Origin of the sequence: Anaerotruncus rubiinfantis (genome assembly GCF_900078395.1) — a bacterium.
In the GTDB taxonomy this organism is placed as follows: domain Bacteria; phylum Bacillota; class Clostridia; order Oscillospirales; family Ruminococcaceae; genus Anaerotruncus; species Anaerotruncus rubiinfantis.
Window position 1 is genome coordinate 14,221 of the sequence record NZ_FKLA01000008.1, and the last position, 22,660, is coordinate 36,880.

16 protein-coding genes and 2 riboswitches are annotated in these 22,660 nt (G+C 57.6%); all 16 genes read left to right on the top strand.

Annotated elements, in window-relative coordinates:
- The first annotated feature begins 19 nt into the window (after positions 1–19).
- The 16 genes from BN4275_RS02365 to BN4275_RS02440 all read left to right on the top strand — a co-directional run bounded on the left by BN4275_RS02365 (position 20) and on the right by BN4275_RS02440 (position 22,625).
- Positions 20–319, top strand: a complete 300-nt coding sequence (locus tag BN4275_RS02365; protein WP_158572917.1) for a LysO family transporter — start codon at positions 20–22, stop codon at positions 317–319.
- On the top strand, positions 319–918 hold the full coding sequence (locus tag BN4275_RS02370; RefSeq protein WP_066453338.1) for a LysO family transporter: 600 nt from the start codon (positions 319–321) through the stop codon (positions 916–918). Before BN4275_RS02365 ends, BN4275_RS02370 begins: the two co-directional genes overlap by 1 nt.
- 384 nt (positions 919–1,302) lie before the next feature.
- Positions 1,303–5,043, top strand: coding sequence for a DNA-directed RNA polymerase subunit beta (gene rpoB / locus BN4275_RS02375; RefSeq protein WP_066453341.1), 3,741 nt, complete (start codon positions 1,303–1,305; stop codon positions 5,041–5,043).
- Positions 5,044–5,064: 21 nt separating this feature from the next.
- Complete coding sequence (gene rpoC / locus BN4275_RS02380; protein WP_066453344.1) at positions 5,065–8,655, top strand: DNA-directed RNA polymerase subunit beta'; 3,591 nt, start codon at positions 5,065–5,067, stop codon at positions 8,653–8,655.
- Positions 8,656–8,930: 275 nt separating this feature from the next.
- Positions 8,931–9,356, top strand: a complete 426-nt coding sequence (rpsL, locus tag BN4275_RS02385; RefSeq protein ID WP_016315396.1) for a 30S ribosomal protein S12 — start codon at positions 8,931–8,933, stop codon at positions 9,354–9,356.
- Between the two features lie 129 nt (positions 9,357–9,485).
- A complete protein-coding gene (rpsG, locus tag BN4275_RS02390; protein WP_066453347.1) occupies positions 9,486–9,956 on the top strand; it encodes a 30S ribosomal protein S7 in 471 nt (156 codons plus the stop codon).
- 101 nt (positions 9,957–10,057) lie between these two features.
- On the top strand, positions 10,058–12,142 hold the full coding sequence (fusA, locus tag BN4275_RS02395) for an elongation factor G (protein ID WP_066453355.1): 2,085 nt from the start codon (positions 10,058–10,060) through the stop codon (positions 12,140–12,142).
- A 105-nt stretch (positions 12,143–12,247) separates the two neighbouring features.
- Entirely contained in the window at positions 12,248–13,450 is a 1,203-nt protein-coding gene (tuf, locus tag BN4275_RS02400; protein WP_066453358.1) for an elongation factor Tu, read from the top strand.
- Between the two features lie 71 nt (positions 13,451–13,521).
- Positions 13,522–14,565, top strand: a complete 1,044-nt coding sequence (locus BN4275_RS02405; protein WP_066453361.1) for a Gfo/Idh/MocA family oxidoreductase — start codon at positions 13,522–13,524, stop codon at positions 14,563–14,565.
- Between the two features lie 204 nt (positions 14,566–14,769).
- Positions 14,770–14,949 carry a DUF6440 family protein gene (locus tag BN4275_RS02410; RefSeq protein ID WP_066453363.1) on the top strand — a complete coding sequence of 60 codons (180 nt, stop codon included), beginning with the start codon at positions 14,770–14,772 and terminating at the stop codon, positions 14,947–14,949.
- A gap of 165 nt (positions 14,950–15,114) precedes the next feature.
- Positions 15,115–15,235: riboswitch (FMN riboswitch) on the top strand.
- Positions 15,236–15,329: 94 nt separating this feature from the next.
- Positions 15,330–15,902: an ECF transporter S component gene (locus tag BN4275_RS02415; protein WP_066453365.1), complete on the top strand. Its 573-nt coding sequence runs from the start codon at positions 15,330–15,332 to the stop codon at positions 15,900–15,902.
- A 46-nt stretch (positions 15,903–15,948) separates the two neighbouring features.
- Positions 15,949–16,047: riboswitch (SAM riboswitch) on the top strand.
- Between the two features lie 133 nt (positions 16,048–16,180).
- Positions 16,181–17,977 carry an N-acetylmuramoyl-L-alanine amidase family protein gene (locus BN4275_RS02420; protein ID WP_066453367.1) on the top strand — a complete coding sequence of 599 codons (1,797 nt, stop codon included), beginning with the start codon at positions 16,181–16,183 and terminating at the stop codon, positions 17,975–17,977.
- A 47-nt stretch (positions 17,978–18,024) separates the two neighbouring features.
- Positions 18,025–19,206 carry a methionine adenosyltransferase gene (gene metK, locus BN4275_RS02425; RefSeq protein WP_066453377.1) on the top strand — a complete coding sequence of 394 codons (1,182 nt, stop codon included), beginning with the start codon at positions 18,025–18,027 and terminating at the stop codon, positions 19,204–19,206.
- 67 nt (positions 19,207–19,273) lie between these two features.
- Positions 19,274–19,606, top strand: coding sequence for a hypothetical protein (locus BN4275_RS02430; RefSeq protein ID WP_161940172.1), 333 nt, complete (start codon positions 19,274–19,276; stop codon positions 19,604–19,606).
- 99 nt (positions 19,607–19,705) lie between these two features.
- Positions 19,706–21,931 (top strand): SF1B family DNA helicase RecD2, encoded by a 2,226-nt coding sequence (gene recD2, locus BN4275_RS02435; RefSeq protein WP_066453381.1) that lies wholly within the window; start codon positions 19,706–19,708, stop codon positions 21,929–21,931.
- Positions 21,915–22,625 (top strand): ComF family protein, encoded by a 711-nt coding sequence (locus BN4275_RS02440; RefSeq protein WP_066453383.1) that lies wholly within the window; start codon positions 21,915–21,917, stop codon positions 22,623–22,625. Before recD2 ends, BN4275_RS02440 begins: the two co-directional genes overlap by 17 nt.
- Positions 22,626–22,660 lie beyond the last annotated feature (35 nt).

The window sequence follows — 22,660 nt, forward strand, 5'->3', positions numbered from 1 at the left end:
GAAAAAAGGATTGGTTTTCGTGTTCGATTTCCTCGGCCCGTTCTCGCTGATTGTATTTTTTATCATCGGAATCGCAATCGGCCTCACCATCTTCCCGGTTAAATGGCTCAAGGTCAACAGCTGGGTGCAGACAGTCGGAATTTCGCTGACCCTCTTTTCAATGGGAGCTTCGATGGCCGGTTCGCCCACTTTCCTCGCGGATTTGCGCACCGCGGGCGTGCAGGCGCTTTGCTACGCGCTGGTCACCATTGCCGGGTCGGTGCTTCTGGTTTATCTGCTCTCGCGCATTGCTTTAAAAAAGGAGGATGATGCCGAGTGATGATCCTGGTTGCAATCGGCAGCCTGTTTGTGGGGGCTCTGTGCGGGCACTTTCTCTTTTCGCCCGCGGCGGTCGCGCTGATGGACACGGTGATGAGCTACGCGCTGATGCTGCTGCTCCTTTCGGTCGGCGTGGAGGTTGGCAGCAACAAAACGGTTTTTCGGACGATCCGTACATATCATGTGCGTATCCTGGTGATCCCGCTGGGGGTAGCGGCAGGATCGATAGCGGGAGGCATGTTGCTGGGCCTGGGGTTGGGCATCCCGCTGAACGAAGCTGCGGCAGTCTCGTCCGGGTTTGGATTTTACAGTGTTTCAGCGGTGATTTTGCGGGAACTGGGCGGTTCGCAGCTGGGAACGGTGGCGTTCCTGACGAATATCCTGCGGGAGCTGCTCTCGTTTCTGGTCATCCCGGTGGTGGCGAAATATCTGGGCAGCCACGCGGCCATCGCGCCGTCCGGCGCGACCGCGATGGATACGACCCTGCCCGCGATCGCAAAGGCGACCAACCAGGAGACCGCGCTTATGGCGGTCATTTCGGGCGTGGTGCTTACCGCACTGGTGCCGGTGCTGGTGCCGGTGGTCTACAATCTTTTGTGAACGGGGCGCTTTTCGGTCACAAAACGATTGGGAAATTGCATTTGCAGGCCTGCATAAACCGCTCTAAAAAAGCCAACGGTCTAAAAAGACCGCTGGCTTTTTGTTACGGAATGTTCATAAATTGCCCTTGACATACTTGACCGGGTATGATAAACTAATATACTGTATCAAAATGGCTATTTCTGCAATTATTCACGAAAATTATAACATGTTTCGACATGTTTGGCAATAGGAATTTGCAAAATTTACGGGAGACGGTTGGGAAACCTGTAGAATTTGCACAATGCGTGGATCAATTGCCCCAGCGCCGGACGGCGCGGCGGACTATACGCGGGGAACCAAAAATTCATCGCGTAAATCAGATGAATGGAGTGAGCAAAGCCTATGGTGAATGTAAAGCCAGTAACACAGGGCAAGACGACTCGTATGAGTTTTTCTCGGATCGACGAGGTTCTCACGATGCCGAACCTCATCGAAGTACAGAAAAATTCCTACCAGTGGTTCCTGGATGAAGGGCTGAAAGAGGTGTTCAAGGACGTCTCGTCGATCACGGATTATCAGGACAACCTGGTCCTCGATTTTATCGACTACCGTCTGGACGACAAACCGAAATACACCATTGAGGAATGCAAGGAGCGCGACGCGACCTATGCCGCTCCGCTGCGCGTGCGCGCCAGCCTCCTCAACAAGGAGACCGGCGAGGTCAAGGAGCAGGACATCTTCATGGGTGATTTCCCGCTGATGACCGAAAGCGGCACCTTCATCATCAACGGCGCGGAGCGCGTCATTGTTTCCCAGTTGGTGCGTTCCCCGGGCGTCTATTACGGAGCCGCCCACGACAAGAGCGGAAAACAGCTTTTTACCGCCACCGTCATCCCCAACCGCGGCGCGTGGCTCGAATACGAAACCGACTCAAACGACGTTTTCTACGTCCGCATCGATAAAAACCGCAAGCTGCCGGTGACCACCTTCATCCGTGCGCTGGGGCTTGCCTCGAACGATGAGATCATCGGCTTTTTCGGCGACGACGAGCGCATTATGGCGACCCTCGAAAAGGACAGCACCGTCAACACCGAGGAGGCGCTCCTGGAGGTTTACCGCAAGCTGCGCCCGGGTGAGCCGCCGACGGTCGATTCGGCGCAGAGCCACATCGACGCGCTTTTCTTTGACCCCAGAAGGTACGACCTTTCCAAGGTCGGCCGCTACAAATATAATAAGAAGCTTTCGATTACGCCGCGCATCATGGGCAGGACTGTGTCCCGTCCGGTTGCGGACCCGCTTACCGGCGAACTGCTCGCGGACGCGGGCGCGGTGCTCTCCCGCGAACTGGCTGAACAGATCGGCCGCTCCGGTGTCGATACCGTTTATTTGCAGGACGGCGAGCGCGAGATCAAGGTATTCTCGAACGGCATGGTCGACATCCACGATTTTGTGAAGTTCGACTGCACCGAACTGGGCATCAACGAAAAGGTGCGTTTCTCGGTGCTGCGCGAGCTGCTCGAGGGCTGCCAGGACGACGACGCGCTCAAAGAGCAGATCAAAGCGCGCCATGACGACCTGATCCCCAAACATATCATCAAGGACGATATCTTCGCGTCGATCAACTATCTGTGCTGCCTCGGCCACGATGTCGGCACCGTCGACGACATCGACCACCTGGGCAACCGCCGTATCCGCTCGGTCGGCGAGCTGCTCCAGAATCAGTTCCGCATCGGCTTTTCCCGCATGGAGCGGGTCATCCGGGAACGCATGGCCACCCAGGCGCAGGACATGGATGTCGTCACCCCGCAGGCGCTGATCAATATCCGCCCGGTCGTGGCTTCCATCAAGGAATTCTTTGGCTCCTCGCCGCTTTCCCAGTTTATGGACCAGACCAACCCGCTCGCGGAGCTCACCCACAAACGCCGTCTGTCGGCGCTCGGCCCCGGCGGCCTTTCCCGTGACCGCGCCGGATTCGAGGTGCGTGACGTACACTACAGCCATTACGGCCGCATGTGCCCGATTGAGACGCCGGAAGGCCCGAACATCGGACTGATCTCCTATCTCGCGACCTTCGCGAAAATCAACGAATACGGCTTCATCGAGGCCCCCTACCGCAAGGTGGATAAAGAGACCGGCGTGGTGCTCGACGAAGTCGAATACATGACCGCCGATATTGAGGACATGTACATCGTCGCGCAGGCGAATGAACCGCTCACCGCGGACAAGAAGTTCCAGAACCCCAAGGTCAGCGCCCGTTACCGCGACACGATGCTGATTGTCGAACGCGAAAAGGTCGACTACATGGACGTTTCGCCGAAGATGGTCGTTTCGGTCGCAACCGCGATGATCCCCTTCCTTGAGAACGACGACGCGAACCGCGCGCTGATGGGCGCGAACATGCAGCGCCAGGCGGTGCCGCTGCTCGTGCCGGAGGCGCCGATCGTCGCGACCGGCATGGAATATAAATCCGCGGTTGACTCGGGCGTTGCGGTCGTTTCCAAACACGCCGGCGTGGTCGATGCGCTTTCCGCCAACGAGATTGTCATCCGCGACGACCAGGGCGAGCACCATCCTTATCACCTGATCAAGTTCCTGCGTTCGAACCAGGGCACCTGCATCAACCAGCGCCCGATCGTCCAGAAGGGCGAGCGGATCGAGGTCGGCCAGGTGATCGCGGACGGCCCGTCCACTTCGAATGGTGAAATCAGCCTCGGGCGCAACATGCTCATCGGCTTTATCACCTGGGAAGGCTACAACTACGAGGACGCGGTGCTCATCAACGAGAAACTGGTCCGTGACGATATTTACACCTCGATCCACATCGAGGAATACGAGATCGAAGCCCGCGACACCAAGCTCGGGCCGGAGGAGATCACCCGCGACATCCCGAACGTGGGCGACGATGCGCTCAAGGAACTCGACGAACGCGGCATCATCCGCGTGGGTGCCGAAGTGCGCGCCGGAGACATCCTGGTCGGCAAGGTCACCCCGAAGGGTGAGACCGAGCTGAACGCCGAGGAGCGCCTGCTGCGCGCGATCTTTGGTGAAAAGGCCAGAGAGGTGCGCGACACCTCGCTGCGCGTCCCGCACGGCGAATACGGCATCATCGTCGACGTCAAGGTGTTTACCCGCGACAACTGCGACGAGCTTTCGCCGGGCGTCAACATGGTGGTGCGCTGCTACATCGCACAGAAACGTAAGATCTCGGTCGGAGACAAGATGGCCGGACGGCATGGAAACAAGGGCGTTGTTTCCCGCGTACTGCCGCAGGAGGATATGCCTTACCTGCCGGATGGACGGCCGCTTGACATCGTGCTGAACCCTCTGGGCGTTCCGTCCCGAATGAATATCGGGCAGGTGCTCGAAGTCCATCTGGGCCGCGCGGCCGCGCAGCTCGGCTGGAAGGTTGCGACGCCGGTATTCGACGGCGCGAACGAGCAGGACATCGCGGATGCGCTGACTGAAGCGGGCCTTTCGCCGGACGGCAAGACCGTCCTTTATGACGGGCGCACCGGCGAGGCGTTTGATAATCCGGTCACGGTGGGCTACATGTACTTCCTCAAGCTCCACCACCTGGTCGACGATAAAATCCACGCCCGTTCGACAGGGCCGTATTCCCTGGTCACCCAGCAGCCGCTGGGCGGCAAGGCGCAGTTCGGCGGACAGCGTTTCGGAGAGATGGAAGTCTGGGCGCTGGAGGCTTATGGCGCCGCATACACCCTGCAGGAAATCCTGACGGTAAAATCGGACGACGTGGTCGGGCGTGTGAAAACGTTCGAGGCGATTGTCAAAGGCAAAAATGTTCCGAAGCCGGGTATTCCGGAGTCGTTCAAGGTGCTCATCAAGGAGCTGCAGTCGCTTGGTCTCGACGTGCGCGTACTGGATAAGAACAACGAGGAGATCGACCTCAAGCAAACCTTTGACGACGACGAGAATATGGGGCTTACCCCTGTGGATGATTCGCTGATGGAAGGCGTCGAGGTCGCCGGCGAGTTTGAAGACGGATTTGACATTGACCAGCCTGACCCCGAGGCGGCAGATATCGATCTGCTCGACGTGGACCTGGACGACGATGTGGAGGAGAGCTTTGACCCCATCGAAGCGCTGGGCCTGGACGGCATCGCGAATGACGACAGTTTCTAATCTAAGGAAAGAGGGGTTCGCATTTTGGAATTTAACGTTTTTGAATCGATAAAAATCGGACTGGCGTCGCCGGAACTGATCCGCGAGTGGTCATGCGGCGAGGTCAAGAAGCCCGAGACTATCAACTACCGCACGCTCAAGCCCGAACGGGAAGGCCTTTTCTGCGAAAAGATCTTTGGGCCGACCAAGGACTGGGAGTGTTACTGCGGACGTTACAAGCGCATCCGCTATAAAGGCAAGGTCTGCGAACGTTGCGGCGTCGAGGTCACCCGCGCGAAGGTCCGCCGGGAACGGATGGGCCACATCGAGCTGGCCGCTCCGGTCAGCCATATCTGGTACTTCAAGGGCACCAGCTCCCGCATGGGGCTGCTGCTCAATATGTCCCCGCGCCTTCTGGAAAAGGTGCTCTACTTCGCCTCCTATGTGGTTATCGACCCGGGCCTCACCAACCTCAAAAAATACACCCTCCTTTCCGAAAAGGAATACCGCGACCTCAAGGAAGCTTATGAGGACGACTTCCGCGCCGGTATGGGCGCGGAGGCGGTCAAGGAGCTGCTTGCCGAGATCGATCTCGACAAGCTTTCCGATGAGCTCAAAACCGACCTCGAAACCGCGGCAGGCCAAAAGCGTATCAAACTTCTCAAGCGGCTCGAAGTGGTCGAGGCGTTCCGCCACAGCCACAACAAGCCCGAATGGATGATTCTTGATGTGGTGCCGGTCATTCCGCCGGATATTCGTCCGATGGTTCAGCTCGACGGCGGCCGCTTCGCAACGAGCGACCTGAACGACCTGTACCGCCGCGTCATCAACCGCAACAACCGTCTTAAGAAGCTTCTGGAGCTCGGCGCGCCGGACATCATCGTGCGCAACGAGAAGCGGATGCTGCAGGAGGCGGTCGACGCGCTCATTGACAACGGCCGCCGCGGCCGTCCGGTCACCGGACCCAATAACCGTCCGCTCAAATCCCTCTCGGATATGCTCAAGGGCAAACAGGGACGCTTCCGTCAGAACCTGCTGGGCAAGCGTGTCGACTATTCCGGCCGTTCGGTTATCGTCGTCGGCCCGGAACTGAAGATGTACCAGTGCGGTCTTCCAAAGGAGATGGCGCTCGAGCTCTTCAAGCCGTTCGTCATGAAACGGCTGGTCGACCTCAAGGTTGCCACCAACATCAAAAATGCCCGCAAAATGGTCGAACGCGCCACCGTAAAAGATGTTTGGGACGCGCTCGAAGTGGTTATCAAGGACCATCCGGTGCTTCTCAACCGCGCGCCGACGCTGCACCGTCTGGGAATCCAGGCGTTTGAGCCGGTCCTTGTCGAGGGCCGCGCCCTGAAGCTGCATCCGCTGGTCTGTACCGCCTACAACGCCGACTTCGACGGCGACCAGATGGCCGTGCACGTACCGCTTTCCGCCGAAGCGCAGGCCGAAGCCCGCTTTTTGATGCTGGCCGCTAATAACCTTCTTAAACCTTCGGACGGCAAGCCTGTCACCGTCCCGACCCAGGACATGGTGCTCGGTTCCTACTACCTCACCATGGTGCGCGAGGACGAAACCGGCGCGGGCAAGGTGTTCCGTGATTTCAACGAGGCCCTCATGGCCTACAATGCAGGTGCGGTTGGCCTGCACGCGCCCATCAAGGTGCGGGTGACAAAACAGGTAGGCGACGAGCGCATCTCCCACATTGTGGAGACGACCGTTGGCCGCATCATCTTCAACGACCCGATCCCGCAGGATCTCGGCTATGTCGACCGCTCCGACCCGGATCATGTGTTTGATCTCGAGATCGGCTTCCTCGTGCGCAAGAAGGAGCTCGGGAAGATCATTGACAAGACCATCCGCCAGTACGGTACTGCGAAGACCTCCGAAATGCTCGACCGCATCAAGGCGCAGGGCTTCAAATATTCCTGCCGCAGCGGCATCACGGTTGCCGTTTCGGACGCGGTCATCCCGCCGGAGAAAGCGGAATATATCGCGGAGGCCGACGCAAAGGTCGACGCGATCAAGCGCCAATACGACCGCGGTTTCATCTCGGACGACGTCCGTTACGAGCGTGTGGTCGCCACCTGGAACGAGTGTTCCGCCAAGGTGAAGGATGCGCTGACCAAGACATTTGGCGAGCGCAACCCGATCTATATGATGGCCGACTCGGGAGCGCGTGGTTCAATGGACCAGATCCGCCAGCTCGCCGGTATGCGCGGACTCATCGCGAATACCTCCGGCCGCGCGATCGAAATCCCGATCAAGGCGAACTACCGCGAAGGCCTGAATATCCTGGAATACTTCCAGTCCTCCCGAGGCGCGCGCAAGGGCCTTGCGGACACCGCGCTGCGTACGGCGGACTCGGGCTATCTGACCCGCCGCCTGGTCGATGTTTCGCAGGATGTCATCATCCGCGAGAACGACTGCGGAACCCATGAGGGTATCGTCGTCTGCGACATTGTGGACAGCGGCCGCGTCATCGAGGATTTTGCCGAGCGTCTGCTCGGACGTTATGTCGCCGACGATGTCGTCGATCCCAAGACCGGCGAAGTGATCGTCTCCCGCGACAAGATGATGACCGAAGCCGATGCCAAGAAGATCCAGGCCGCGGGCTACACCGAGGTGAAGATCCGCACCCCGCTCAACTGCGAGTCGAAGATCGGCGTCTGCGCCAAGTGCTACGGCGCGAACCTCGCAAACGGCCAGCCGGTTGGCGTGGGCGAAGCGGTCGGCATCATCGCGGCACAGTCGATCGGTGAGCCGGGCACCCAGCTCACCATGCGTACCTTCCACACCGGCGGCTCGGTTTCCGCGGCGGACATCACACAGGGTCTTCCGCGTGTCGAGGAGCTGTTCGAAGCCAGAAAGCCGAAGAACAGCGCGATTATCTCTCACCTGGACGGTGTTGTTTCGTTTGAAAAGGATCAGAAGGGCGGCGACTTCGTGGTCGTCACTGCTGAGGACGGCGAACGCTTCGAGCGGCAGGTCGTCTACGGCTCCACCCTGCGTGTGCAGGAGGGAGACGTGGTCAAGAAGGGCGACCTCATCACCGAGGGCGCCATCGAGCCCAACGAGATCCTGACGGTTTCCGGACATCTCGCGGTACAGGATTACCTGATCAAAGAGGTGCAGCGCACCTACCGTACGCAGGGTGTTGACATCAATGATAAGCATATCGAGGTCATTGTCCGCCAGATGATGCGCAAAGTCAATATTGAGGACGGCGGCGACACGATGCTCATCACCGGCGCGAAGATCGAGAAGAGCGAGCTCGCGCGCATCAACGCCGAAGTCGACCGCCTGAACGCCCAGGACGGCGGGGAACGCCGCCACGCGGCGGGCACGCCGGTCCTGCTGGGTATCACGAAGGCGTCACTCGCAACCGAGAGCTTCATGTCGGCAGCCTCCTTCCAGGAAACCACCCGCGTGCTGACCGAAGCCGCGATCAAGGGCAAGGTCGACCATCTGATGGGCCTCAAGGAAAACGTCATCATCGGTAAGCTGGTCCCGGCCGGAACGGGCACGGTGGATTACGATACGCTCGAGATCGTGGACGCCGAGAGCCATGCCGACCACAGCGACTACAGCTTCATCTCCGATCTGGACGATGCGGAGGACATGCAGACAGTTTAACCATTTCACGTTTTTATCAACGCGACGCCGGTACGTCCCGCGGGACGTACCGGCGTCTTGGACGAAAGCGGAAGGATTTTCAGGCTTTTCTAATGGTAAAAACGTACAAAGACGGTAAAATTTTAATGTATGTATTGACAATGAGTCAAATGAGGCATTATAATAAAGAACTGTGAGACTGTGTCATAATGCGGTTTCAGCGGGATCGGGATGCTTCTGATCCCTTGAAATAAACAGATGGCCAAAAAGGCCAAAACAAAGTAAGGAGGTGCAATATGCCAACATTTAACCAGCTTGTACGCAAAGGTAGAGAGGTCACCGTCAAGAAGTCCACCGCTCCTGCGCTGCTGAAAGGATGGAACTCCAAGAAGAGAGTTGCAATCGATCAGAATTCCCCGCAGAAGAGAGGCGTCTGCACGGCCATCCGTACTTCTACCCCGAAAAAGCCGAACTCTGCGCTGCGAAAGGTCGCGAGGGTCAGACTGTCCAATGGATTTGAGGTTACTTCTTACATCCCCGGCATCGGCCACAACCTGCAGGAGCATAGCGTCGTGCTCATCCGCGGCGGGCGCGTTAAGGACCTGCCTGGTGTCCGTTACCACATCATCCGTGGCACACTGGATGCGCAGGGCGTTGCAAAACGCATGCAGGCCAGATCCAAATACGGCGCGAAACGGCCGAAGGCTGGTGCCAAGAAGTAATAAAACTTTTCGATTATTCTGCCAATTTTAGGCTAACATATAGATGTGAGCCTCGGATTGGCGCGAACGGGAGTTTTGTCACTTTCGAGTACCAATGAATTCATTATATTTATGAAGGAGGGAAGCGAAGTGCCAAGAAGAGGTCGTATTGCAAAACGTGATGTTTTGCCGGACCCGCTTTACAATTCCAAGCTCGTCACCCGGCTGATCAACAATATTATGTATGACGGCAAAAAAGGTGTCGCGCAGAAGATTGTATACGGTGCATTCGATATCGTCAAAGAAAAGACGGGCAAAGATCCGCTGGAAGCTTTCGAGCAGTCGATGGAGAACATTATGCCCGTGCTGGAGGTCAAAGCCCGCCGCGTCGGCGGTGCAACCTACCAGGTTCCTATGGAGGTGCGTCCGGAACGCCGTCAGACCCTGGGTCTGCGGTGGCTGACCACCTACAGCCGCAACCGCGGCGAGAAGACCATGAGAGAGCGCCTTGCGGGCGAGATCATGGATTCTCTCAACCAGACCGGCGGCGCCGTCAAAAAGCGCGAGGATACCCACAAGATGGCAGAAGCCAACAAGGCGTTTGCACATTACCGCTGGTAATCCGCCCCATCTGGGAGTCAGTTTTTGTTATTTCATTCTACCGGCGGCGTCAGCCCATCGCTGATTGCGGCGTCGGAGCGCAAGAAATTTAGGAGGACACTATGCCAAGAGATGTATCTCTGGAAATGACACGAAATATCGGCATAATGGCCCACATTGACGCCGGCAAGACCACCACCACCGAGCGTATCCTGTACTACACGGGCATCAACCACAAGATTGGTGAAACGCACGAAGGCACGGCGACGATGGACTGGATGGCGCAGGAGCAGGAGCGTGGTATCACCATCACCTCCGCTGCGACCACCTGTTACTGGAAGGGCCACCGTATCAACATTATCGACACCCCTGGACACGTGGACTTCACCGTTGAAGTCGAGCGCTCGCTGAAAGTGCTCGACGGCTCGGTGACGGTATTCTGCGCGAAGGGCGGTGTTGAGCCGCAGTCTGAAACCGTTTGGCGTCAGGCGAACAAATACCACGTCCCGCGCATGGGTTACGTCAACAAGATGGACATCATGGGCGCGGACTTCTACCGCGTCATCGAAATGATGCGTCAGCGCCTCAAATGCAACGCTGTCCCGATTCAGTTGCCGATCGGCGCCGAGCAGTTCTTCAAGGGCATCATCGACCTCATTGAAATGAAGGCCGACGTCTACTATGACGACCTTGGAAAGGACATGCGCGTTGAGGAAATCCCCGAGGATATGATGGAGAAAGCCCAGCAGTACCGTGAGGAACTGCTCGAGCACCTCGCTGATTGCGACGAGGCCTTCATGGAGAAATACCTCGCGGGCGAGGAGATCACCACGGAGGAAATCCGTACTGTGATCCGCAAATCCACCATCGCAAACACGATGGTTCCGGTCTGCTGCGGTACGTCCTACAAGAATAAGGGCGTCCAGAAGCTGCTCGATTCGATCATTGATTTCATGCCTTCCCCGACCGATATCGAGAGCATCAAGGGCACCAATCCCGAGACTGGTGAGGAAGAGGAGCGCAAACCGGGCGACAAGGAGCCGTTCGCGGCGCTTGCGTTCAAGATTGCGACCGACCCGTATGTCGGCAAGCTCTGCTTCTTCCGCGTCTATTCCGGTACGCTGACCGCGGGTTCGGGCGTTTACAACCCGAACAAGGACAACACCGAGCGCATCGGTCGTATCCTGCAGATGCACGCGAACCACCGGAAGGATCTTGAAGTCTGCTACTGCGGCGATATTGCGGCGGCGGTCGGCCTCAAGAACACCACCACCGGCGACACGCTGTGCGATCCGAAGCATCCGATCATCCTGGAGTCGATGGAGTTCCCGGATCCGGTTATCAACCTCGCGATCGAGCCGAAGACCAAGGCTGGCCAGGAAAAAATGGCCATCGGCCTTTCGAAGCTCGCCGAGGAGGACCCGACTTTCCGGACCTACACCGATCAGGAAACCGGACAAACGATCATCGCGGGCATGGGCGAACTGCATCTGGAGATCATCGTCGACCGCCTGCTGCGTGAGTTTAAGGTTGAGGCGAATGTCGGTAAGCCGCAGGTTGCTTACAAGGAAACCATCCGCAAACTGGCTGATGTCGACCACAAATACGCCCGCCAGTCGGGTGGTAAGGGTCAGTACGGCCATGTCAAGATCAAGATCGAACCGAACGAGAGCGGCAAGGGCTACGAGTTTGTCAACGCGATCGTCGGCGGCGCAATCCCGAAGGAATACATTGGTCCGATCGACCAGGGTATCCAGGGCGCGATGCTGGCCGGCGTCCTGGCGGGCTATCCTGTCGTTGACGTGAAGGTCACTCTGTACGACGGCTCCTATCATGAGGTCGACTCCTCTGAAATGGCCTTTAAGATCGCCGCTTCGATGGCGTTCAAGATGGCGATGCAGAAGGCTGACCCGGTTCTGCTCGAACCAATCATGAAGGTTGTTGTCACAACCCCTGAGGACTATATGGGCGACGTCATCGGCGACCTGAACAGCCGCCGCGGCCAGATCCAGGGTATGGAAGCGGTCTTCGGCGCGCAGGAAATCCGTGCGTTTGTCCCGCTGTCCGAGATGTCCGGCTACTCCAACGACCTGCGCTCCAAGACGCAGGGCCGTGGCAACTATGTCATGGAGCCGAGCCACTACATCGAGGTTCCGAAGTCGATTGCAGAAGGAATTATGTCCGAAAGAGGCAAAAAAGCGGAATAATCCGGCTTTCCCTCTTGCAATTTTGCCTGCAACTTGATAGAATACAAACTATAGTCCCCAGGCTTTAAAATTAAAAAATCATTCTTATAAGGGAGGAAATTTTCGATGGCAAAGGCACATTTTGAAAGAAACAAGCCCCACGTAAATATCGGTACCATCGGTCACGTTGACCATGGCAAGACCACTCTGACCGCTGCGATCACCAAGGTTCTGGCTATGAAAGGCCAGGCCCAGTTCGAAGCGTATGACATGATCGATAAGGCCCCGGAAGAGCGCGAGCGCGGCATCACCATCAATACCGCTCACGTTGAGTATGAAACCGACAAGCGTCACTATGCGCATGTCGACTGCCCCGGACATGCCGACTATGTTAAAAACATGATCACCGGTGCCGCGCAGATGGACGGCGCGATCCTGGTTGTTTCCGCGGCCGACGGCCCGATGCCCCAGACCCGTGAGCACATCCTGCTCTCCCGTCAGGTTGGCGTTCCGTATATCGTTGTTTTCATGAACAAGGCGGACCAGGTTGACGATCCTGAGCTGCTCGAGCTCGTTGAGATGGAAATCCGTGAGCTGCTTTCCAGCTATGACTTCCCGGGCGACGATATCCCGATCATCAAGGGTTCCGCTCTGGTCGCGCTGGAGTCCACTTCCACCGATCCGGCTGCTCCGGAATATGCCCCGATCCTCGAACTGATGGACGCTGTCGACGAGTACATTCCGACTCCGGAAAGAAAAGCCGACCTGCCGTTCCTGATGCCTGTTGAGGACGTCTTCACCATCACCGGCCGCGGCACCGTTGCGACCGGCCGTGTTGAGCGTGGCCAGCTGAAGACCGGCGACGAAGTTGAGATCGTCGGCCTGCAGGACGAGAAGAAAAAGACCGTTGTTACCGGCATCGAGATGTTCCGCAAGATCCTCGACTACGCTGAGGCTGGCGACAACATCGGCGCGCTGCTGCGTGGTATCCAGAGAACCGAGATCGAGCGCGGACAGGTTCTGTGCAAACCCGGCTCCATCCACCCGCACGTCAAATTCCGTGGCCAGGTCTATATCCTGAAAAAGGAAGAGGGCGGCCGTCACACCCCGTTCTTCAACAACTACCGTCCGCAGTTCTATTTCCGCACCACCGACGTTACCGGCGTCATCACCCTGCCGGAAGGCGTTGAGATGTGCATGCCTGGCGATAACGTCGAGATGGACGTTGAGCTGATCACCCCGATTGCGATCGAGGAAGGTCTGCGCTTCGCGATCCGTGAAGGCGGCCGTACCGTTGGTTCCGGCGTCGTCATCAAGATCAACGACTAATTTTTATTCACAGAAAAAAGGCCCTGATGCGTTTGTATCAGGGCCTTTTGTGTTTTAGAGGAGTGGATTTCATGAACTATCAGCGCGAATATTCCCGCCGCATCCGGCTGGGGGTCATCGGGGTCGGCGCGCACGCCTATCGTAACCTGCTGCCGCTGCTCAGTTATCTTCCGATCGAACTCCAGGCGGTCTGCAACTTCTCCAACGAGGAGGCGGGAAGGCGAACCGCCGCCCAGTATGGCTGTCATTATTACAAAGGCGCCGAACGGATGTATGAGTCGGAAAAGCTTGACGCGGTGCTCCTTTGCGCTTCCCCGCAGGCGCATACCACGCTGGCTTGTGAAGCGTTGGACCGGGGAGTGCATGTATTCACCGAAAAGCCGCCCGCGATGAACAGCGGCGAGCTGGAGCGAGTGCTTACGCACCGCGGTGACCGCGTCTATGTAGTTGGTTACAAAAAAGCGTTCATGCCGGCGACGGACAAGGCGATCGAGCTTGCGCAGAGCGGGAAATATGGCCGGGTGAAGTCGATTTTGGCTTCCTATCCGGTCAATCTGCCGCCTGACCCCGCCGGATCGCTTGCGCGTGGGGAATTTTCCGACTGGCTGGCCGACAGCTGCCATCCCATTTCCTTTCTGCTTGCGGTGGGCGGCAGGGTAAAGACAGTCCAGGCTACCCAGGGGCCGCTTGGCAACAGTGTCTGCATCCTCGAATTTGAAAACGGCGCGCTGGGGATTCTGCACGGGGCAACAGGCCCGGATCTGCCGGTTGAGAATTACAGCGTCTATGGGGACAATTGGGATCTGCAAATCCACAACACCGATACGGTCATCCTGAATCGTGGCATTCCTTTTGAATTGGGACGCACCGAAAGCTTTACGGTACCGGGAGAGGAATACGGATCGATTGTCTGGCGCCCGCAGAACTGTAAAGCAACGCTGGAAAACAAGGCGCTTTTCGTGCAGGGAATGTATGCTGAGATGAAACATTTCTGTGACTGCGTGCTGGAGAGCAAACCGGCCACACGCGGGACGCTTGAATTTGCCATTCAGGTGTGCCGGGTGAGTGAAGCGGCCATGCGGTCGTGCGGGCAGAAAATTCCGGTCAATTCGTGAGCCGCAGGGCTCTGTAGAATTACCTGCCGCCTGTCTGTAAAAAAGAAACACTTGGGGCTGCCTGATGGATCTCTTAAGTGTATTCCTTTTTACATTTGGACTGATGGGTAAGGACTTCGTCAATTTCACTAGGCGTTAAATGAAGCAGAAAAATATGATCAAGTAAATAAAGAGATAAATCGAAATTGAAATGGAGAAATTTCTATGTTTGAAAAAAAGGAAAAAAGATTTGCACTAAAAGAAGAAGAAAACTATAGTTTTGGAGTGGTCAGGATTATAGTTGATACAAAAACTGGCGTTAATTATATTATGACTGTAGGCGTTGGAGGCTCCTCAATTACCCCGCTGCTTGATTGTGATGGCAATGTAGTTGTTGATAAATAAACTCCTCATTTATCGGGCAGTTGCTGCCTGTGAAGATACCTCCTTCCGTTCCTTCGGCGGAAGGAGGCTATTTATATCCTGAATCAGTCCAAAAGGTAAAAGGGAGCAGGTGTTTCCCGCCTTGACAAAGCGCGCGCGAAGGACTATAATATAGAAAATTTGATCAGTCTGTTTCAGGGCGAGGTGCAATTCCTCACTGGCGGTAAAGTCCGCGAACCGGCGATGAGCCGGCTGAATGGGTGAAACTCCCATACCAACGGTATAGTCCGGATGAAAGAAACGGCGCAACAGGCGGACAATCCGCCACTACGCTACGTCCTTGAGCCATTTGGTTTGAGGGCTTTTTCATTTTCCTGACAGACCTCGACGGAGGTAATGTTATGAAAGCAAGCGCATCCACCAGAAAACTCACCACCATGGCCATGCTCACCGCGATCTCGATCGTGCTGGTGGCAATCATCCATTTCCCGCTGTTCCCGGCGGCGCCGTGGATGGAATACGACCCGGCCGACATCCCCATCTTCATTGGGACCTTCCTGTTTGGGCCGCTGTCGGGTCTTTGCCTGACGCTGGTCGTCTCGGTGATCCAGGGACTCACGGTCAGTGCGGCGAGCGGGCCCATCGGTATCCTCATGCACTTTTGCGCGACCGGTTCGTTTGTACTTGTGGCGGGCAATCTCTATAAGCGCAGCCACACCCGCAAGGGCGCCGTAACCGCGCTCGTATGCGGTATAGGGGCCTGGACATTGGCAATGGTGCTGTGGAATCTCATCTTCACGCCGATTTTCATGGGCGCGCCGATGGAAGCGGTGCTTGAGATCATGATCCCGGTGATCATCCCGTTCAATTTGGTCAAGGCCGGGATCAACGCGGTGGTGACCTACCTGGTCTATAAACCGATCGCGCGGCTGGTACGGCATGAACATTTTGAGGCCGCGCCGCAGAACCCTTGACAAAGTATGCCGGATCGTGTAGACTATATTTCGTGAATTGAATACTGCCTTATGAAGAGTGGTGGAGGGAACAGGCCCTATGAAGCCCGGCAACCTGCATTTTGTGCAAGGTGCCAAATCCTGCGGCATGGCCGACAGATGAGGATGGACGCGAGCTCGGTTTATGCCGGGCTCGTTTTTTGTTTGATGCAGGGATTTTCATCATATTTCGCACAACATAATCGGATAGAATCCGGTTGGAGATTCTCCGAATCTGTTGTGAAAAGAGGAACTGATCCATGAAATTTCAGGTTTTTTGCAGAAAGGCCGTGAGCTTGGTGCTCGCGGCGGCCCTGGGGTTGGGGCTTTCAGCCACGGCGTCGGCGCGGGAATATAACGATTACGAGGAAATCGTTTCTCACGTCAGCCTGAAGGTGCCGGGAAAACTGAATATCGCGCGTCCAGCGGACGATATCACCACATCGGCTTCCAATTATTTCATTATGGGTTCGTCCGATCCGGACGTGAAGCTCACAATGAATGGCGAGGAGGTCAAAAACCGCGGCGCGCGCGGCAGCTTCGGCGTTTACGTCGCGCTGGACAAGGGGAAGAACACCTTCAAGTTCAAGCAGGGAGCGAAAAGCGCTACTGTTACCATCATCCGCGGGCAGGTTACCGACGCGCCCACCACCAAGGTGATCTCCAGCATGGCGCCATCCTACGACTGCGCCACCGTGAGCGGTGAAACGATCCGCCTTTCCTGTGTGGCGCCGAGCGGCGCGACTGTTGTCGCGACGGTCGGTGGACGGCAGGTGAAACTAAAACAGGCCGCGGCAACCGCCAAAAAAGGTGTTCCGGCCACTTTCACCGGCGAAACGGTCGCCGGACAGGTGCGGGGTACCCGCGACCTCGGTCCGGTTACATACACGCTGAATGGCAGCCAGACCTTCACCTCCGCCGGAAAGGTTTTCCTTGCCGGGGAACTGGGGTCGCTCGCGGTGCAGGTCAAAAACAATGTGGCGAACGTCTATAAGGATTCGCAGCGCAGCGCCTATATCGAAACGGCGAAGCTTGGCGCGGTCGATGTGGTCGTCGACATAACCTCCACCATGTACAAGCTCTCGACCGGCGGCTGGGTGATGAAGGAATCGGTCCAGCCGCTCACCCGTGTGCAGGACGTGACCCTCGATGTGGACGAAATCTCGTTTGGGGTAGAGGACGACGGTAAAGGCGAGATGCTGACCCTTTCGGGCGGCGGCAAGCCGATGTTCCGCGCCTACATGGACAGCGAGACCCTGAACGTCAAGCTCTTCAACACCGCCATCTCACAAAACCAGGCGGCCGCGCTCGACGATGCGATCGGCAGGCGAAGCTATCTTTTCACCGGCGTGGAGCTGGATTATGAGGGCCAGGACGCGATCCTCACCTTCCCGCTGGCAGGCGAAAAGGGACTTTGGGGCTACGACGTCAGTTATGGCGCGGACGGCGGCGTGAATATCTATGCGAAGTACCAGCCCCGCCTTTCGGATGGGGACAAGCCGCTCTCCGGCGTCACCATCGCGGTGGACGCGGGACACGGCGGCGCCGACCCGGGGGCGCTGGGTATCCCGCTCACAAGCGGCGCGACCGAGAAGGACATCACGCTTGCGACCGCAATCGCGGTGCAGAAGCGGCTCGAGTCGCTCGGGGCGGACGTGGTGATGTGCCGGACGGATGACAGCGACGTCACGATGAATCAGCGGATGACCGACACCTTTGCGGCGCGCGCGGACCTATTTATCTCGCTGCACTGCAATTCGATCGGCTACGACACCGACGCCTCCAAGCCGAACGGCACCGAGGTCTACTATTTTGAGAACATCGCCAAAAAACTGGCGACGGCCCTCTCCGCGAATGTCTCGGAATATACAGGCCGCACAAACCGCGGTGCGAAGTTCTCGAATTACCGCGTGACCCTCAACAGCTACGCGCCTTCGGTTCTGGTCGAGATGGGTTTCCTCACCAACCCGGCCGAGTACGACAGCATGACCAGCCGGCGCGGCATCTATAACACGGCCAACGCGGTGGGCGACAGCGTACTGGCGGCGCTCAAATAAACATCCCGTATTTTCACAACAGATCAAAGATAAAGGAGAATGGAAAAATGGCAAAATACCTGTTCACCTCGGAATCGGTCACCGAAGGACATCCCGATAAGATCTGCGACCAGATCTCCGACGCGGTGCTCGACGCGATCCTGGACAAGGACCCGACGGCGCGTGTGGCGTGCGAGACGGCGGTCACCACCGGCATGGTGATGATCATGGGTGAGATTTCCACAAACTGCTATGTGGACATCCCCGCAATCGCCCGCAAAACGATCGAAGAGATCGGATACGACCGTGCCAAATATGGTTTTGACTGCAAGACCTGCGCGGTGCTCACCTCGATCGACGAACAGAGCCCGGACATCGCGCTCGGCGTAAATGACGCGCTGGAAGCCAAAAATGGGGAGACCGGCGAGGCGGACACAACCGGCGCCGGCGACCAGGGCATGATGTTCGGGTATGCATCCGATGATACCCCGGAACTCATGCCGATGCCGATTTCCCTGGCGCATAAGCTTGCAAAGCGGCTCACCGAGGTGCGCAAAAGCGGAATTTTGCCCTACCTGCGTCCGGACGGAAAAACCCAGGTCACGGTGGAATATGCCGACGACCGGCCGGTGCGGATCGACGCGGTGGTCATTTCGAATCAGCACGCGCCGGAGATTTCGCTCGAGCAGATCCGGGCGGACATCATCGAACAGGTCATAAAGGCCATCATCCCGGCAGAGCTGATGGATGAGAAAACCAAAATCTATGTGAACCCCACTGGACGGTTTGTCATCGGCGGGCCGCAGGGGGACAGCGGGCTCACCGGACGCAAGATCATCGTCGATACCTACGGCGGATTCGGCCGGCACGGCGGCGGCGCTTTTTCGGGCAAAGACCCGACCAAGGTCGACCGTTCGGCGGCTTATGCGGCGCGGTATGTTGCGAAGAACATTGTCGCGGCAAAGCTTGCGCGCCGCTGTGAAATCCAGGTGGCCTACGCCATCGGCGTGGCGCATCCGGTTTCGGTCAATGTTAACACCTTCGGCACCGGCACAGTCAGCGACGAGAAGCTCGCCGAAGCGGTGATGAAAGTGTTCGATTTGCGCCCGGCGATGCTCATCAAATCGCTCGATCTGCGCCGCCCGATTTACCAAAAGCTTGCCGCCTATGGACATATGGGAAGGGAAGACCTCGGCGTAAACTGGGAAAAAACCGACAAAGTGGAGGCGCTTTTGGCCGCAGTCAGGTAATTTTTTGCAAAAAAACAGAAACACATTTTCACCTCGGCGCATAAGATGTGCCGAGGTGATTTTTATGTTGGATGCGATCATTTGGATTTGTATGGCGATCCTTGCGTGCGTGGGCTTTGTGCAGTGTGTCACCTGGCTGGCGGTGCGTCATAGTTGTAAAGGAAACCACGTTTACAGAGTGATCCCCATCGGCGGAGAGGGCAAAAACACCGGAAACCAGATGGCGCTGATGTACACCTGCCTGCAATGGGAGGCGAACCCCAGCCGCCAGGACTATGTACTCTACGGCATCGGTCTGAACGAGAAGGAACAGCAGGCCTGCGAGGAACTCGCGCGCGCGGCGGGGGTCTGCTTTGTGCAGACGCCGGAGGAACTGGAAGCGCTGCTGCGAACCCCCTGAACCGCTTGCCCATGCGGATGATTTGTATTATAATGGGAAACAGATTGTCCCGGCCGCAAAACCGCCGGGGAGGACGTTGGGAAAGGAGGAGCGCGGGAGATGCAAAGCGGGGAGCTTTACAGGCTGGAGGGCAGCGTGGAGGCGGTTATCTATCACAATCCGGACAACGGCTACTCGGTTCTGGAGATTGCGACCGATGAGGACACGGTCACAGTGGTCGGGGAGTTCGCCGACATCGCGGTTGGGGAGACGCTCAAGGTGACCGGTGTGTATACCACTCACCCGAAGTATGGTTTGCAGCTCAAGGCGGAGCAGTATGAGCGCTTGATGCCCGCGACCGCCGCCGCTATCGCGAGCTACCTTTCCTCCGGCGCGATCAAGGGGATTGGCCCCGCGATTGCCAGAAAGCTGGTCGAACGCTTCGGGGACGATACCCTAACCGTGATCGAACAAAATCCGGCAAGGCTTGCTGAGATTGGAGGAATTTCGCCCAAAAAAGCGGAAAGTATTTCCAAAGAGTATCAAAAACTATTTGGTATACGGACGGTAATGCTATTTTTGAGCAATTTTGGGGTTCCCGCGTCGTTTGCGATCAAAACCTGGAAGAAATTGGGGATGGACGCGCAGGAGATCGTGTCAAAAAATCCCTATGTTCTGTGCAACGAAGAGATCGGCGTCGCTTTTGAAACCGCGGATGTGATTGCTGCCCGTGGCGGCGTTGCGCCCGACAGCCTCGAGCGGATTGGGGCGGGTGTCATGCATGTGCTGCGTCACAACACCGGCAATGGTCACACCTGCCTGCCGCAGGAGAAGCTGGTCGAGGTATCCTGCCGCCTCACCCAGGTGGACAGCTACCATATCATCGACGGCGTGGACGAATTGGTCGCGCGGGGGGAGCTGGTGCGCCTTGGTGTGAACGGGGAGGACTTCATCTACATCCCCCGGTATTACGAGGCGGAATGCTACATCGCCTCCAAGCTTTCCCTGATGCTCCAGAACACCGGCGAGGGCCTTTTGCCGGATGTGGACGGCTTTGTCGCGGAGCATGAGCGGCGGCAGGGGATCGTCTATGCCGAATTGCAGCGCCGTGCGATCACCACCGCGATCACCCGGCCGATGATGATCCTGACCGGCGGGCCGGGCACCGGCAAGACGACCGCTATCGCGGCGATCATCCACCTGCTCGGGCAGATGGGGGAAAAGGTGGCGCTTGCCGCGCCGACCGGGCGCGCCGCAAAGCGGATGAGCGAATTGACCGGCGTGGAGGCAAAGACCGTCCACCGGCTTTTGGAAGTCGACTATTCGGACGGCTCGGGCGCGTTGCGCTTCAAACGCAACGAGAAAAACCCGCTTCCCTGTGACGCGGTCATCATCGACGAGACCTCGATGATGGACACGCTTCTGTTTGAATCGCTGCTGCGGGCGCTCAAATTTTCCTGCCGGCTCATTCTGGTGGGCGACCCGGACCAGTTGCCGTCGGTCGGCGCGGGCAACACGCTCGGGGACCTTATCGAGAGCGGCGTGGTGCCGGTGGTGCATCTGCGGGAGATCTTCCGGCAGGCGGCCAAGAGCCTCATTGTCACCAACGCCCACGCAATCGTGACCGGCGCGTATCCGCGCATGGATCAGAAGGACAACGACTTCTTCCTGCTCACCTGTGAAAGTTCCGCGCAGATCCTTGCGGTGACCGCTGACCTGTGCAGGCGGCGTCTGCCCAAGAGCTACGGTTATTCCCCGATGTGGGATATCCAGGTCATCGCGCCGACCCGCGTCGGCGCGGCGGGCACGGGGGAGCTCAACCGCGTGCTGCAAACGGCGCTCAACCCGCCCGATCCGGCGAAAAAGGAGTTTGCCGCCGGGACGGTAACTTTTCGGGAGGGCGACAAGGTCATGCAGATCAAAAACAATTATGACCTTATATGGGAAAAGGACGGCGGCGAACAGGGGATGGGCATTTTCAACGGGGATATCGGGGTGATCGAACTGATCAACCGCCCATCCTCCTCCATGATAATCCGGTTTGAGGATCGGAACGTGGAATACTCCTTTGATATGGCAAATGAACTTGAACTCGCCTATGCGATCACTGTTCACAAAAGTCAGGGCAACGAATACGACGCGGTGATCATGCCGCTGATGGACGGCCGCAGCCGGATGTATTACCGAAACCTCCTCTATACCGCTGTGACCCGCGCCAAGAAGCTGCTCATCATCGTGGGCAGCGAACGCGCGGTGCGTATGATGGTGGACAACCATAAAAAGTCGCGCAGGTACACGAATCTGGTATACCTGCTGGGAGAGGTGTGCGATGGCGAAGTTCAGTGACCGGCTCCTCTCGCTGATTTTCCCCAATAAATGCTTCCTGTGCGGGAAGGTGCTTGAAGGGGAGCGGTGGCTGTGTGAAGCCTGTGAAGGCCAACTGCCGTACACCGCGGATGAGCTTTGTCCGGGCTGCGGCAAGCGGTATGCGGAATGTATGTGCGGTGAAATCGCGGACAGCCTTTCCGGAGCCGCCGCGCCGCTCTATTACACCGGCGGCACGGCGCGCGGCATTCATCGCTTTAAGTACGACGGGCGCCGGTACTATGGGAAGTATCTCGCCGCGCTGATGGCGGACGCGGTGCGGGACACCTTTCCGATGGTTTCGTTTGACGGGGCTGCCTGGGTGCCGACCCATGCGACCAAGCTGCGGGAGCGGGGATTCTGCCCGGCGCTGTTGCTTGCGCGCGAGGTCTGCGCGCGGCTCGGGCTGCCGCTGCTCGAAACCGGCCTCGTCCACACCGGACGCGGCGGCGCGCAGATGCGCCAGGGCGGCAGGGAGGCCCGCCGCGAAAACGCGAAGCGCAATTTTTCGATCCGCAGGGATACGAATCTTTGCGGCAAGACAGTCCTTTTGGTGGATGATGTGCTTACGACCGGTGAAACGGCAAAACGCTGCGCGAGGCTGCTCTTAAAAAAGGGGGCGGCTGAGGTCTATGCGGTCTGTGCCGCGACGACCCGGGAGGATGAGGACGGATAGCGGACTTTTATTGCAAAAATTGCCGAATTGCGGTA